This is a genomic window from Mycobacterium sp. E1386, from assembly GCF_001672745.1.
GTDB lineage: Bacteria > Actinomycetota > Actinomycetes > Mycobacteriales > Mycobacteriaceae > Mycobacterium.
Genome location: NZ_LZKH01000243.1, coordinates 1 through 13172 on the forward strand (window position 1 = coordinate 1; position 13172 = coordinate 13172).

Genomic DNA, 13172 nt, shown 5'->3' on the forward strand with positions numbered 1-13172 from the left:
CCAGCCGTTCGGCGACGACGGTGATGGCGCCGCTCGCGTTTTGGACCTGGCCGCGCACCAGCATCGCCGGCGCGGTGTTGGCCAGCTTGCGATGCCGCGCCCACACCGCGGGTGTGCAGAGCACGTTGACCATCCCAGTCTCGTCCTCGAGGTTGAGAAACGTCACTCCCTGGGCGGTGCCGGGCCGCTGCCGGTGGGTCACCGCGCCGGCGATGCTGGTGCGCGGCCAGGTCCAAAACGCGAGCGGCGCCATCACCGTCGTCGCCGAACGGCTGGGCAGCATCACCCTGGCCGTCGGCTCGAAGTCCCGCGACTTCCGGTGAGCCTCAGCGCCTTGCCTTCAGGCCTCAGAACGAATAGATCCCGTGAACGCTCACGAACATGCCGTGGCCGGTGCGGTCATTGGTGAACCGGGTGCCATGATCCGTCGGCAGCACCGTCCAGCCCTGCAGGTGATACGTCTGGCCGTAATGCAGCACGATATCGCGATCAGGGTCACCGACCATGCCCACGCCCAGGTATTGCAACTTGCCCGTGTCGTCGACCTCGGCCGCGTTGTTGCCGAAACCTACTGGCAATTCCAGAGTTTGGCTCACGCACAGAACGTCGTGTGTTCCGATCGAACACCGCGTCCTTGCGGACTCGGTGTGCACATACAGATAGTCTTCGGCACTCGCACGCACGCCGGACGTCGCAGCGAGCCCCACCGTCACCGCGGCGGCCCAGATGGCCGCTCGACCAATCATTTTCATCTGCGTCGTCCTTCGATAGCTAGTTGGTGGGCTGTGCCGGCACGGGCATGGGTTCGCCGGCCTGCTTGACCAGCCGCCCGTGAATCCATTTGTCCACACCGCCCAACTGTTGGTCCCAGTTGTATTGCAGCGTCCAGTCATTGGTACGGCTGTAGAAATAGTGTCCCGCGAATATATTGCCCTGCAGGCTGCCGTCCGGATTCACAGTGCCCCATAGGTATTCATCGTGGTATTGCTCGCAAAAGCCCCAAGGCGAGTAGCTCATTTTGCCGTGGAACTCGTTGAAGACGACGCTGGTGACCTCCAGGGCCGCGGTGCCCTTGGAGCCGTCGTAACACCGCGCATCTCCGAGCCACTTCCCGGGCAGGCCCTTGTCGCCGGTGGGCATCGCGTGGCTCGGCGTCCTGGACGCCCACCCCACGGCCACCACGATGAACACGACCAGCGCAAGCAGGCCGATGCGCTCCAGGGAAGTCACGTTGCGGCCCAAGCGGTTTCGTGACGAACAACCGCAATGCGCATGAACGCACGCACCCAAAGATCGGTTGCCTGCCGGCATCGGAATCGTCCCCCTCATGATATGTGTGTCGCGCGGTAACCGCCGCTCGAGACGACTATCGCCGCAGATCATGGGCCTCACGTAGGGCCGTTGGTCACAGACGCTTCGGCCATCGGTCCCGAAACGACACCCCTGATCGCGGCATCGGTAGTCTCCAAGCATGACCCTCAACTTGTCCGTCGACGAAGTCCTCACCACCACCCGCTCGGTCCGCAAACGGCTCGACTTCGACAAGCCGGTCGGCCGCGAGGTGCTGATGGAATGCCTCGATCTGGCCCTGCAGGCGCCCACGGGATCCAATTCACAGGGCTGGCAATGGGTGTTCGTCGAGGACGCGGAGAAGAAGAAAGCGATCGGCGATGTCTATCTGTCCAACGCCCGCGGCTACCTGAGCGCGCCGGCGCCGCAATACGGCGAGGGGGACACCCGCGGCGAGCGGATGGACAAGGTCCGCGATTCCGCGACCTACCTCGCCGAGCACATGCACGAGGCGCCGGTGCTGTTGATCCCCTGCATCGAAGGCCGCGAGGACAAGACGCCGCTGGGTGGCGTGTCGTTCTGGGCCTCGCTGTTCCCGGCGATCTGGAGTTTCTGCCTGGCGTTGCGTTCCCGCGGGCTGGGCTCGTGCTGGACGACGTTGCACCTACTGAGCGACGGCGAGCAGCAGGTGGCGGACGTGCTGGGCATTCCCTACGACAAGTACAGCCAGGGCGGGCTGTTCCCGATCGCCTACACCAAGGGCACCGACTTCCGGCCCGCCAAGCGGTTGCCCGCCGAGCAGGTCACGCATTGGGACGCTTGGTAATCAGGTCTGAAGGGGCCACACCTCGACCACCCCGTGCGCGACCGCACAGGGCGTCTGACTCACCCGCTCGATCGCCGCGTCGAGATCGTCGGCCTCCAACACGGCGAACCCCGCGATCGGCATCGTCGATCGCAGGAAGGGGCCCCGCTCGATCCGCACCCCCGCGCCGTCCGGGTTGCGCACCTGAACGGGGTCCCCGGCTCGGGCGACGAGCGCGCCGGACGCGCTGAGTTCGTCGTCGCGGGCGTGCGCGGCCTGTCTGCGAGCGTCGCTCAACCGGTGATATCCGGCCTCGTCGCCGTAACCGATCGTGATGAAGGTTGCCATGTCACTGCTGACTCCCGCGGGAGGCAGAACTCATCGCCAGACGGCGCCCGGGTAGCCGTGCTGCCGCCAGGCCTCGTACACGGCGACGGCCGCCGCGTTGGACAGGTTCAGCGAACGGCGGCCGGCCAGCATCGGGATCCGCACCCGCTCGCCGATGTGCGCGTCGGCCAGCGTCGCCGCGTCCAGGCCGGTGGGTTCGGGCCCGAACATCAAGACGTCGCCCGCCCGGTAACGGATGTCGGCGAACGAGGTGGTCGCGTTCGAGGTGAACGCGATCACCCTGGCCGGCGCGAGCGCCTCCCAGGCGGCATCGAGTGAAGCGTGCACGGTGACCGAGGCGAGGTCGTGATAGTCCAGCCCGGCTCGCCGCACCTTCGGTTCGGACAGGTCGAAGCCCATCGGCTCGACGAGATGCAATTCGCAGCCCGTCGCCGCCGCCGTCCGGATGGCGTTGCCGGTATTGGGGGCGATGCGCGGGGAGTAGAACATCAGCTTGAACACAACGCGATAATGGTCGCATGGTCGAGCAGAGCATCTGGATGCAGAAAGTCGCTGCCGATCCCGGACATTCGCACTGGTATATCGAGCGGTTCCGCGCCATGGCCCGCGCCGGCGATGACCTGGCCGGCGAGGCCCGCTTCGTGGACGCGATGGCGCCCCGGGGCGCGCGGATCCTCGATGCCGGTTGCGGCCCCGGCCGGCTGGGCGGCTACCTGGCCGCCGCCGGCCATCACGTCGTCGGCGTCGACGTCGACCCGGCGCTCATCGAAGCGGCCGAGCAGGATCACCCCGGTCCGCGCTGGCTCGTCGGCGACCTCGCCGAGCTCGACCTGCCCGCCCGCGGCATCGCCGAACCGTTCGACGTGATCGTGTCCGCCGGCAACGTGATGACGTTTCTCGCCCCCAGCACCCGGGAGCGGGTGCTGGGCCGGCTGCGCGCCCACCTCAAACGCGACGGTCGGGCGGCGATCGGCTTCGGCGCAGGCCGCGATTACGCGTTCGCCGCCTTCCTCGACGACGCGGCGGCCGCCGGCTTCGCGCCGGATCTGCTGCTGTCCACCTGGGATCTGCGACCGTTCACCGATGACTCGGATTTCCTCGTCGCCGTCCTCCGGCCGGCGTAAGCCGCGTTTGCCAGAATCGTCCGCCCGTGCGCGGGTCCACCTTGGAGGGACCTGTCTGCTCAGTAACGATTCTGGTGACCTGGGCCGCGGGCTGTCATACTCGTCGGATTGCCACGTTGACGCGCTCGCGCCCATCTGGCGTGGTACGGGTGGATAAAGCAGGAAGTCTCATGAGCCTCTCGATTTCTCGAGCGCTGACGATCAGCGCAGCGGCCGGTCGCAGGGCCGTGGCGACGTGACCATGTTCGCCCGCCCGGCCAACCCGGCCGAGGCGGCCGCACCCGAGTCCCCACAGCCGCACGCCACCGACCCGGCGCCGGACAAACGCCCGCCGACCTGGTCGCTGAGCAACTGGCCGGTCCGGTGGAAAGTGCTGGCGATTGTGCTGGTCCCGCTGGTGTTGGCGACGGTCTTCGGGGTGCTGCGCATCCACGGCGCCATGGCGAACGCGGGCGGTCTGCGGCTTGCCGCCGCGCGCGCCGACGTCGTCCCGGTGGTCACCAAATACATGTCCGCGCTCGATGTCGCCCTGATGGCAGGCAGCACCGGACGCGACGTCGAAGGGGCCAAGAAGAACTACGATGCGCGCAAGTACGAACTGCAGACCAGACTCGATGACACCGACGTCAGCGCCGATGTCCGATCGGGCGTGAACAACCTGCTCGACGGCGGTCAGATGCTGGTGAACAAGGCGGCCGACAACGGCCTCGGTTTGCGGGAGCGGGTGACCCTCTACGCCCCCATCCTGCTGACCGCGGAGGACGTCATCAACGCGTCGGTGCGCGTCGACGACGAAAAGATCCGCGCCCAGGCTCAGGGTCTGAGCCGGGCGGTCGGCGCCCGCGGGCAGATGACGATGCAGAAAATCCTTGTCACTCGCGGCGCCGAACTGCCCGAACCGCAGCTGCGGACCTCGATGGCGACCCTGGCGGGCACCGAGCCGTCGACGCTGTTCGGCATGAGCGAAGTCGTCGGCGCCGGTTCGCCCGAAGCCAAGACGCTGCAGCAGCAGATGGTGGGCCGCATGGCGATCATGTCCGATCCGGCCAGCGTGCTGGTCGGCAACCCAGACCTGCTGCGCTCGATCCAGACCACCGACGAGATCGCCGAACAGGTCATCAAGGACGCCACCGCGTCGGTGACCAAGTCGGTGCACGCCCAGGCCGCCGACAAGCGGAGCGCCGCGATTCTCGACACCGTGCTGGTGCTGGCCGCGATCGTCATCGCGCTGGTGGTCGTGTTGCTGGTGGCGCGCGCGCTGGTGCGGCCGCTGCGCATCCTGCGTGACGGCGCCCTCAAAGTGGCCCACACCGACCTCGAGGAGGAGATCGCCCGGGTCAAGGCGGGCGGCGCCGAGCCGACGCCGCAACCGCTTCCGGTGTACACCACCGAGGAGATCGGCCAGGTCGCGCACGCGGTGGACGAACTGCACACCCAGGCCCTGCTGCTGGCCGGCGACGAGGCGCGGCTGCGGCTGCTGGTCAACGACATGTTCGAGACCATGTCGCGGCGCAGCCGCTCGCTGGTCGACCAGCAGCTGTCGCTCATCGACCGGCTGGAGCGCAACGAGGAGGACCCCGAACGCCTGGACAGCCTGTTCCGGCTGGACCACCTCGCCGCCCGGCTGCGCCGCAACAGCGCCAACCTGCTGGTGCTGGCCGGCGCGCAGCTTGCCCGCGACCAGCGCGACCCGGTGCCGCTGGCGACGGTGCTCAACGCCGCGGTGTCCGAGGTCGAGGACTACCGCCGTGTCGAAATCGCCGGATTGCCCGACAACAGCACGCTGATCGGCGCGGCCGCCGGCGGCGCCATCCATCTGTTCGCCGAGCTGATCGACAACGCCCTGCGCTACTCGCCGCCCTCGACGCCCGTGCGGGTCTCGGCGGCCCGCGGCGGCGACGGGGGAGTCGTGGTGCGGATCGCCGATTCCGGCCTGGGCATGAACGACACCGACCGCCGCATGGCGAACATGCGGTTGCAGGCCGGGGGCGATGTCAGCCCCGACAACGCCCGCCACATGGGGCTGTTCGTGGTCGGCCGGATCGCGGCCCGGCACGGCATCCGGGTCGGGCTGCGCGGCCCGGCGGCCAACGAGACGGGCTCCGGCACCACCGCGGAGATCTACCTGCCGCCGACCATCCTCGAGGGCGGGGGCCGGCCGGTCCGAGCCACGCGGATCCGGGCCGTTTCGTCGCCCAGCCCGCAAATCGCCGCGCCGGCCGAGGAACGCACGCCCGAGCCGGCGCTGCAGAACGCCGCGCAGGACCCCGTACCGCCGGTCACGCTGCTGCCCCGGCGCAACCCGGGTTCCAGCGGCATCACCGAGGTGCCCGCCGACGAGCGGCAACCCCAGCGGCACCGGCGCGAACTCCCCACCCCGTGGTGGGAGAGCGGCGACCCGGCGGAGCCGGATCCCAAACCCGCGCCGGCGCGGACCGCGTCGGACACGTCGGCGTTCTTCGCCGCCCGATCGCGGGAGGCCGACAAGCCGGCGGCCCCGGCGCCGAGTGTGCCCGCCCAGCCGATTCCGGCCGCCCCCCAGAGCGATCCCGCGCCGGCCGACGACGACGTGATCTACCGGCGGATGCTGTCGGAGATGCTCGGCGACCCGCACGACCTGGTCAACAGCCCCGACCTGGACTGGCAGTCGGTGTGGGACCGCGGTTGGACGCTGGCCGCGGCGGCCGAGGAGAAGCCCGTCGAATCGCGCACCGCCGAGCACGGCCTGCCGGTCCGCACGCCCGGCGCCCGCCTCGTGCCGGGAACGGCCAACGGGACCGCCCTGCCCGGCCAGGACCAGCCGGCCGACGAAGGCCAGGGAACCAACGGCGGCACCCACTCCGCCCGCGAGCCGCAGCACGCCGCCGCGACGCGCGATCCCGAGGCGGTGCGCGCCTCCTTCAGTAACCACTTCGGCGGCGTGCGCACCGGCCGGTCGCACGCCCGCGACACGACGCAAGGGTCCGATCAGGAATGACTTCACCTGACAACTCGCTGGACTGGCTGGTGACGCGGTTCGCCCGCGAGGTCCCCGGCGTGGCGCACGCCTTGCTGGTCTCCGTCGACGGGCTGCCCCTCGCCGCCAGCGAGCATCTCCCACGCGAGCGCGCCGACCAGCTGGCCGCGGTGGCGTCCGGTTTGGCCAGCCTCGCGACCGGCGCCGCGCAGCTGTTCGAGGGCGGGCAGGTGCTGCAGTCGGTGGTCGAGATGCAACACGGCTACCTGCTGTTGATGCGCGTCGGCGACGGCTCGCACCTGGCCACGCTCGCCGCCACGTCGTGTGACATCGGTCAAATCGGTTACGAGATGGCCATCCTGGTCGAGCGGGTCGGGGGCGTGGTGCAGTCCACCCGCCGGTCTGGCGTCTCGTGAGCCGCGATGGACGAACGCGAACCCCGGCCGGGCGCACGTAGCGGGAACCTGGTCCGCCCGTACACCCTGACCTCCGGACGGACCGGCACCGCCGTCGACCTTCCCGTGGAAGCGCCGATTCAGACGCTGCAGGCCGGCCTGGCTTACCGGTGGCCGGCCGACGACGCGAAAGGCCAGATCATCCAGCTCTGCGTTGGCAGTCCGTCGGTCGCGGAGATCTCTGCCCGGCTGGATTTGCCGCTCGGTGTCACGCGCGTCCTGGTCGGCGATCTGGTTTTGTCCGGCTACCTTCGGGTGCATAAGACGTTGTCCGAGCGTTCGACCAGGGATGAGCGCCACGAACTGATAGGAAGGACGCTGCGTGGCCTTAAGGCACTCTGAGGCGCACTCCGAGATGTACGCCGACTCCGCCCACGCCTCGACGAAGATCGTCATCGCGGGCGGGTTCGGTGCAGGCAAGACGACGTTCGTCGGGGCGGTGTCGGAGATCATGCCGTTGCGCACCGAGGCGATGCTCACCGACGCCTCGACCGCCGTCGACGCGCTGGAAGCCACCCCCGACAAGCGGACCACCACCGTCGCGATGGACTTCGGGCGGATCACGCTGGACGAGGACCTGGTGCTCTACCTGTTCGGCACGCCGGGGCAGCGCCGCTTCTGGTTCATGTGGGACGACCTCGTCCGCGGCGCCATCGGGGCGATCGTGCTGGTGGACTGCCGGCGCCTGGAGGACAGCTTCGCCGCGGTCGACTTCTTCGAGCACCGCAATCTGCCGTTCCTGGTCGCGGTCAACGAGTTCGACGGCGCGCCGCGCTACCCCGTTGCGGAGGTGCGCGAGGCGCTCACGTTGCCCCCGCACATCCCGATGATCACGGTCGACGCCCGGGATCGCCGGTCGGCGACCGATGCGCTGATCGCGGTCAGCGAATACGCTCTGGCCAGCCTGACGGCCAGTTGAGCACGCGGTGGGTTGATCGCCACTTCGAGGGTCACGACTTCACCGACGAGGACCTCAGCCGTTGGCAGACCGAACGGGTCGTGTTCGACGAGTGCAACTTCAGCGGCGCCAACCTGGCCGAGTCGCAGCACCGCGGATCGGCGTTCCGCAATTGCACGTTCAAGCGAACGTCGTTGTGGCACAGCGAGTTCGCCCAGTGCAGCATGCTGGGCTCGGTCTTCGTGCAGTGCCGGATGCGGCCGATCTCCTTCGACGAGGTCGACTTCACGCTCGCGGTGCTCGGCGGTAACGACCTGCGTGGCGTCGACCTGAGCGGCTGCCGGCTGCGGGAGGCCAGCCTGGTGGAGGCGGACCTGCGCAAGGCGGTGTTGCGCGGCGCCGACCTATCCGGCGCGCGGACGACCGGCGCCCGGCTGGACGACGCCGACCTGCGCGGCGCGACCGTGGACCCCTCGTTGTGGAGAACCGCGTCGCTGGCGGGCGCCCGCGTCGACGTCGGTCAGGCGGTGGCGTTCGCGGCGGCTCAAGGTTTGCGCCTCGACGGCTGATCGGCTCAGTGCTTGAGCCGGATGCGCCAGCGCACCAGCGCGGCATAGCCGACCGACAACGCCGCGAGCATGCCCATGTCGAACAGCCAGGCGGCCGACGTGTGCTGGAAGTGGCTGTCCCGCGGGCTTTGCGGGCCGGGCGCCACCGTCCACAGGTCGACCGTCGACGCCTGCGCTGCGTATCCCCAGCGCGAGGGGACCACCCAGGACAGCTGGTCGAGGAAGAGCCGGTTGGTGACCGGGACCATGCCGCCGGACAGCACCATCTGCCCCATGAGCGACACCACCAGCAGCGGCATGATCTGCTCGTTGGAGCGCGCGAGGGCCGACAGCAGCAGCCCCAGCATGGCCGCGGCCACACACGTCGCGGCGACGGCGACGAACAGTTCGAGGGTCGCGTTGCCGAGCAGCACGGCCGGCCGCTTCGGGGCGCCCTTGCCGATTATCACGATGGAGGTCGCGATGGCCGCCTGGATGACGGCGAACACGCAGAACACCGCGATCTTGGCCAGCAGGTAGGCCGTCGTCGAAAGCCCCACCGCCTGTTCGCGCTTGAAGATCGGGCGCTCGCCGATGAGGTCGCGGATCGTCAGTGCGGTGCCCATGAACGCCGCGGCCATGGTGAGCAGCGTCAGGATCGTCCCGGCCTCGCCGGCCGAGTCGCTCGTCGGATCGGCGTAGCCGAACCCGGTGTGGCCCGGCACGGTCAGCGACAGCGCACCCATCACGAACGGCAGCAGCGCCAGGAACGCGAAGTAGGCGCGGTCGGAGACGACCAGGCGAACCTGGCGGCGCGCGACAGTGGAGAACTGGTGTCGCATGGTGGTGCGCGGCGTGGCGCCCAGATCGGCCGGCGCCTCCGTCTCCACCGGCGGCGGGGGCTTGTTCTGCGCCAGGAAGCGGCGGTTGGCCTCGTCGGGGTCGGCGCCCACCTTCGCGAAGATCTGCGCCCAGTTGGTGGTGCCCATGACCGCGCCGATCTGGTCGGGTGCTCCCAGGAAGGCCGTCTTGCCGCCGGGAGCCATCAGCAGCACCTGGTCGCAGACGTCGAGGTAGGTCAGCGAGTGGGTGACCACCAGCACCACCCGGCCCGCGTCGGCCAGCTGACGCAGCATCGTCATTACCTGCAGGTCCAGCGCCGGGTCCAGGCCCGACGTCGGCTCGTCGAGGATCAGCAGCGACGGCCCGGTGAGCAGTTCGAGCGCCACCGAGGCGCGCTTGCGCTGCCCACCGGAAAGCTTGTCCACCCGGGTGTCCGCATGCTGCGTCAGCCCCAGCTCGTCGAGCACCTGCGCGACGACCTCTTCCCGGTCGGCCTTGGTGGTGTCGGGCGGTAGCCGCAGCTCGGCCGCGTAGCCGAGGGCCTGGTTCACCGTGAGCTGGCGGTGCACCACGTCGTCCTGGGGGACCATCCCGATCCTCGTCCGCAGCGACGCGTACTCGGTGTGGATGTTGTGGCCCTCGAACGTGACCAGCCCGGAGGTCGGAGTGGCGTACCCGGCGATAAGGCGCGACAGCGTGGTCTTGCCCGCGCCCGACCCGCCGATGAGTGCCGTCAGCGTGCCCGGGCGGGCCGTCAGCGAGATGTTCTCGAGCAGGTTCTTGCCCGTGACGCTGAAGTTGACGCCGCGCACCTCCAGGCCGCCGGTGCGGGTGGCCGCCTCCTGGCGGCGGACCAGGATGCCGCCGGAGAACACCAGGTCGACGTTGCCGATGGTGACCACGTCGCCCTCGGTCAGCACCGCGGACGCGGCCTTGACCCCGTTGACGAAGGTGCCGTTGCTGCTGTTGGCGTCGCGGATCTCGGGTCCCGCGGGTGTCGGGGTCAGGAACGCGTGGTGGCGCGACGCCAGCACGTCGTGGATGACGATGTCGTTGTCGAGGGCGCGACCGATCCAGGCGGCGCGTCCGGGCCGGTCGGTCGCCCGATCGGAATCGGGCCCCACGCTCTTCACCCGCGTGGTCGGAAACTCCGCCACCTGACCGCTCACGCCGATCTGGGTGGGCTGATTGAGCCCGGGCGGCCCGCCCGTTTGCGGCACCGAGCGGGTCGCGGCATCCGGCCGGACAATCGGTACGGCGGTGGTGCGGTGCGGACCTTCCCATGGGTGCGCGCGGGGCGGCCGCGGCGGGCTCGGTGGTCGCGGAGCGGGCTGCGCGCGCTGGGCGTCGCTGGGCGGCGTGATGACCGGGATCGACTCCGTGGTCGGCGGCAGCATGCCCACGGCCCCGGTGTGGTGGCCGATTTCGAACGTGATCCGGGGACCGTCGGGCTTGCCGATGTTGACGGTCCGGCCGTCCTCGATGTCGACCAGCGGCACCCGCTGGCCGTTCATGTACACCCCGTTCAGCGAATTGTTGTCCAGCGCAATCCACTTGCCGCGGTCGAAGCGCAGCAGCAGGTGCGATCGGGCGACCAGGGGATGCGCCACCCGCAGGTCCGCGCGCAGGTCGCTACCGACGACCACGTCGCGGCCGGCCGCGAAGCTGCCCTTCGATCGGTCGGATCGAACAGTCAGGACGGGCGCCGGGGCTTGGGTCATCTCAGCGTTTCAGCCGGATGTGCCATCGGACGAAGCCGGTGTAGGCGATGGAAAGGAACGCGAGCATCGCCATGTCGAACACGAAGATGTGTTTCGAGTGCTGCCAGATCGGGTCGTTGGTCGGGATCTGTTTGACCTTCACCAGCGACGGAAAGTCGATCGACGACGCCCCCGCGGCGTAACCCCAGCGGGCCGGTGTCAGCCACGCGAGCTCCTCGAGACCGAAGCGCTGATAGACCGGGATCATGCCGCTGGAGAACACCAGCTGCGACATGATCGACACCACCAGCAGCGGCATGATCTGTTCGTTGGACTGCGCCACGGCCGACAGCAGCAGGCCGAGCATCGCCGACGCGACACAGGTGCCCGCGACGGTGACGAACAGCGAGAAGGTGGAGTTGCCGAAGAACGGCGGGTGGGCGGTCGGCGCACCCTTGCCCAGCCGCACGATGATGGTCGCCACCGCCGCCTGCAGCGTCGCGAAGACGCAGAACACCGCGATCTTCGCCAGCAGGTAGGCGGTGGTGGACAGCCCGACGGCCTGCTCCCGCCGGAAGATCGCGCGTTCGCCGATCAGGTCGCGGATGGTCAGCGCGGTGCCCATGAAGACGGCGCCGATGTTCAGCAGCACCATGATGTACTGCGGCTGCGTGGGTGCGGGGCCGAGCGGGTCGGCCGGGCCGAGGCCGGGATGGGGCCCCTTCACCGTCAGCGACAACGCGCCGATGAGGAACGGCAGGACCGCCAGGAAGACCGTGTAGCCGCGGTCGGACACCACCAGGCGCACCTGGCGGCGGGCGATCGTGGACAGCTGCCGCCAGAGGTCGGTCCTCGGTGGTTCACCCAGGTCGGCCGGGCTTTGCGGGGACGGCGCCTGGGACTGCTGCTGATTGCGCTCCCGGAAGCGGCGGTTGGCCTCGTCGGGGTCGGCGCCCACCTTGGCGAAGATGTCGGCCCAGTTGCGGGTGCCCATGGCCGCCTCGACCTGATCGGGCGGGCCGCAGAAGGCCGTCTTGCCGCCCGGCGCGACCAGCAGGATCTGGTCGCAGACGTCCAGGTACGACACCGAGTGGGTCACCACCATCACCACGCGGCCCGCGTCGGCCAGCTGGCGGAGCATCAGCATGACCTGGCGGTCCAGCGCGGGGTCCAGGCCGGAGGTCGGCTCGTCGAGCAGCAGCAGCGAGGGCTGGGTGAGCAGCTCGAGGGCCACGGAGGCGCGTTTGCGCTGGCCGCCGGACAGTTTGTCGACCCGGGTTTCGGCGTGCTTGGTCATGTCGAGTTCTTCGAGGACCTGGGCGACGATCTGGGCCCGCTCCGCTTTGCTGGTGTCGGGGGGCAGCCGCAGCTCGGCGGCGTAGTTCAGGGCCTGGCTGACGGTCAGCTGCCGGTGCACGACGTCGTCCTGCGGCACCATCCCGATTCGGCTGCGCATCGACGCGTACTCGGCGTGGATGTCGTGCCCCTCGAAGGTCACCGAGCCCGAACTGGGGCTGGTGTAGCCCACGATCAGCCGCGACAGCGTGGTCTTGCCGGCGCCCGAACCACCGATGATGGCCGTCAGCGTGCCGGGCCGGGCGGTCAGCGAGACGTGGTCGATCAGCTGCTTTCCGTCGACCTTGAAGCAGACGGAGTTCACTTCCAGGCCGCCGGTGCGGGTCGCGGCCTCGGTGCGGCGCAGCAGCTCACCGCGGGTGAAGACGAGGTCGACGTTGCCGATGGTGACCACGTCGCCCTCGGTCAGCACCGCGGACCCCACCCGCACACCGTTGACGAAGGTCCCGTTGACGCTGTGGGCGTCGCGGATTTCGGTGCCCAGCGGCGTCTGGGTCAGAAACGCGTGATGGCGGGATGCCAGGACGTCCTGGATCACGACGTCGTTGTCGGTGGCACGCCCGATGGTCAGTGCGCCGGAAGGCTTCTGGATGGCCCCGGACCGCGAGGGCCTGAGCGCCTGGAACATCTTCGTCGCCAGGTTCGCCACCTCGGGCGGCTTGGCGCTGGTGGGTGACATCCGGGTTTCCGGCGCCGGCATCTGCGGATGCGGCTGGAAATTGGAGGGCGCCGGTGCGGCGGGCGGAGGGGCCGGCGCGCGACCCCCGCCCGCGTGCATCGGTTGCCCCGGCGGGGCGGGGCGCTGCCCGGGCGCGCCGGGGCGCGGTCGCCGCGGCGGCGACGCCCAGT

The 13172-nt window shown here is 69.6% G+C and carries 13 protein-coding genes and 1 pseudogene; 7 read left to right on the plus strand and 7 right to left on the minus strand.

From position 1 onward, the window contains the following. The 3 genes and pseudogenes from A5709_RS24760 to A5709_RS24770 form a co-directional block, all read right to left on the minus strand. Nucleotides 1-223: pseudogene (locus tag A5709_RS24760) on the minus strand (OB-fold nucleic acid binding domain-containing protein); the annotation flags it as partial. A gap of 124 nt (nucleotides 224-347) precedes the next feature. Further along, nucleotides 348-752, minus strand: coding sequence for a hypothetical protein (locus A5709_RS24765; protein ID WP_067949859.1), 405 nt, complete (start codon nucleotides 750-752; stop codon nucleotides 348-350). Between the two features lie 19 nt (nucleotides 753-771). Next, the gene (locus A5709_RS24770) at nucleotides 772-1230 is read right to left on the minus strand and encodes a hypothetical protein (protein WP_156768150.1); all 459 of its coding nucleotides are present in this window, start codon (nucleotides 1228-1230) and stop codon (nucleotides 772-774) included. 241 nt (nucleotides 1231-1471) lie between these two features. Between A5709_RS24770 and A5709_RS24775 the strand changes: the two genes are divergently transcribed. Beyond that, entirely contained in the window at nucleotides 1472-2116 is a 645-nt protein-coding gene (locus tag A5709_RS24775; RefSeq protein WP_068123235.1) for a nitroreductase family protein, read from the plus strand. Here A5709_RS24775 and A5709_RS24780 read toward each other — a convergent pair whose 3' ends face one another. Together A5709_RS24780 and A5709_RS24785 are read right to left on the minus strand one after the other, a co-directional pair. After that, nucleotides 2117-2443: a YciI family protein gene (locus tag A5709_RS24780; protein ID WP_067949865.1), complete on the minus strand. Its 327-nt coding sequence runs from the start codon at nucleotides 2441-2443 to the stop codon at nucleotides 2117-2119. A 30-nt stretch (nucleotides 2444-2473) separates the two neighbouring features. After that, entirely contained in the window at nucleotides 2474-2944 is a 471-nt protein-coding gene (locus A5709_RS24785) for a tRNA (cytidine(34)-2'-O)-methyltransferase (protein ID WP_068007011.1), read from the minus strand. A gap of 17 nt (nucleotides 2945-2961) precedes the next feature. Between A5709_RS24785 and A5709_RS24790 the strand changes: the two genes are divergently transcribed. The 6 genes from A5709_RS24790 to A5709_RS24815 all read left to right on the plus strand — a co-directional run bounded on the left by A5709_RS24790 (nucleotide 2962) and on the right by A5709_RS24815 (nucleotide 8445). Further along, nucleotides 2962-3567 carry a bifunctional 2-polyprenyl-6-hydroxyphenol methylase/3-demethylubiquinol 3-O-methyltransferase UbiG gene (locus A5709_RS24790; protein ID WP_068123238.1) on the plus strand — a complete coding sequence of 202 codons (606 nt, stop codon included), beginning with the start codon at nucleotides 2962-2964 and terminating at the stop codon, nucleotides 3565-3567. 241 nt (nucleotides 3568-3808) lie between these two features. Beyond that, nucleotides 3809-6544, plus strand: a complete 2736-nt coding sequence (locus tag A5709_RS24795) for a sensor histidine kinase (protein ID WP_068123253.1) — start codon at nucleotides 3809-3811, stop codon at nucleotides 6542-6544. Further along, nucleotides 6541-6939 (plus strand): serine protease inhibitor, encoded by a 399-nt coding sequence (locus A5709_RS24800; RefSeq protein WP_067949870.1) that lies wholly within the window; start codon nucleotides 6541-6543, stop codon nucleotides 6937-6939. Before A5709_RS24795 ends, A5709_RS24800 begins: the two co-directional genes overlap by 4 nt. A gap of 6 nt (nucleotides 6940-6945) precedes the next feature. Then, nucleotides 6946-7320: a DUF742 domain-containing protein gene (locus tag A5709_RS24805; RefSeq protein WP_068123240.1), complete on the plus strand. Its 375-nt coding sequence runs from the start codon at nucleotides 6946-6948 to the stop codon at nucleotides 7318-7320. Continuing rightward, nucleotides 7301-7897: an ATP/GTP-binding protein gene (locus A5709_RS24810; protein ID WP_156768152.1), complete on the plus strand. Its 597-nt coding sequence runs from the start codon at nucleotides 7301-7303 to the stop codon at nucleotides 7895-7897. The genes A5709_RS24805 and A5709_RS24810 overlap by 20 nt, the downstream gene beginning before the upstream one ends. Next, nucleotides 7894-8445: a pentapeptide repeat-containing protein gene (locus tag A5709_RS24815; protein WP_068123247.1), complete on the plus strand. Its 552-nt coding sequence runs from the start codon at nucleotides 7894-7896 to the stop codon at nucleotides 8443-8445. Before A5709_RS24810 ends, A5709_RS24815 begins: the two co-directional genes overlap by 4 nt. 5 nt (nucleotides 8446-8450) lie before the next feature. Here the strand turns inward: A5709_RS24815 and A5709_RS24820 are convergent, their stop codons facing one another. Both A5709_RS24820 and A5709_RS24825 read right to left on the minus strand, forming a co-directional pair. Continuing rightward, nucleotides 8451-10988 (minus strand): ATP-binding cassette domain-containing protein, encoded by a 2538-nt coding sequence (locus A5709_RS24820; RefSeq protein ID WP_068123250.1) that lies wholly within the window; start codon nucleotides 10986-10988, stop codon nucleotides 8451-8453. A gap of 1 nt (nucleotide 10989) precedes the next feature. Continuing rightward, nucleotides 10990-13172 (minus strand): ATP-binding cassette domain-containing protein (locus A5709_RS24825; protein WP_197520230.1); only part of this gene is annotated, 2183 nt, incomplete at its 5' end.

Bases quoted from the DNA above. Each gene is read 5' to 3' on its own strand.
- A5709_RS24820 (WP_068123250.1), bottom strand. From the start codon at position 10,988: ATGACCCAAGCCCCGGCGCCCGTCCTGACTGTTCGATCCGACCGATCG.
- A5709_RS24795 (WP_068123253.1), top strand. From the start codon at position 3,809: ATGTTCGCCCGCCCGGCCAACCCGGCCGAGGCGGCCGCACCCGAGTCC.
- A5709_RS24775 (WP_068123235.1), top strand. From the start codon at position 1,472: ATGACCCTCAACTTGTCCGTCGACGAAGTCCTCACCACCACCCGCTCG.
- A5709_RS24780 (WP_067949865.1), bottom strand. From the start codon at position 2,443: ATGGCAACCTTCATCACGATCGGTTACGGCGACGAGGCCGGATATCAC.
- A5709_RS24800 (WP_067949870.1), top strand. From the start codon at position 6,541: ATGACTTCACCTGACAACTCGCTGGACTGGCTGGTGACGCGGTTCGCC.
- A5709_RS24765 (WP_067949859.1), bottom strand. From the start codon at position 752: ATGAAAATGATTGGTCGAGCGGCCATCTGGGCCGCCGCGGTGACGGTG.
- A5709_RS24790 (WP_068123238.1), top strand. From the start codon at position 2,962: ATGGTCGAGCAGAGCATCTGGATGCAGAAAGTCGCTGCCGATCCCGGA.
- A5709_RS24805 (WP_068123240.1), top strand. From the start codon at position 6,946: ATGGACGAACGCGAACCCCGGCCGGGCGCACGTAGCGGGAACCTGGTC.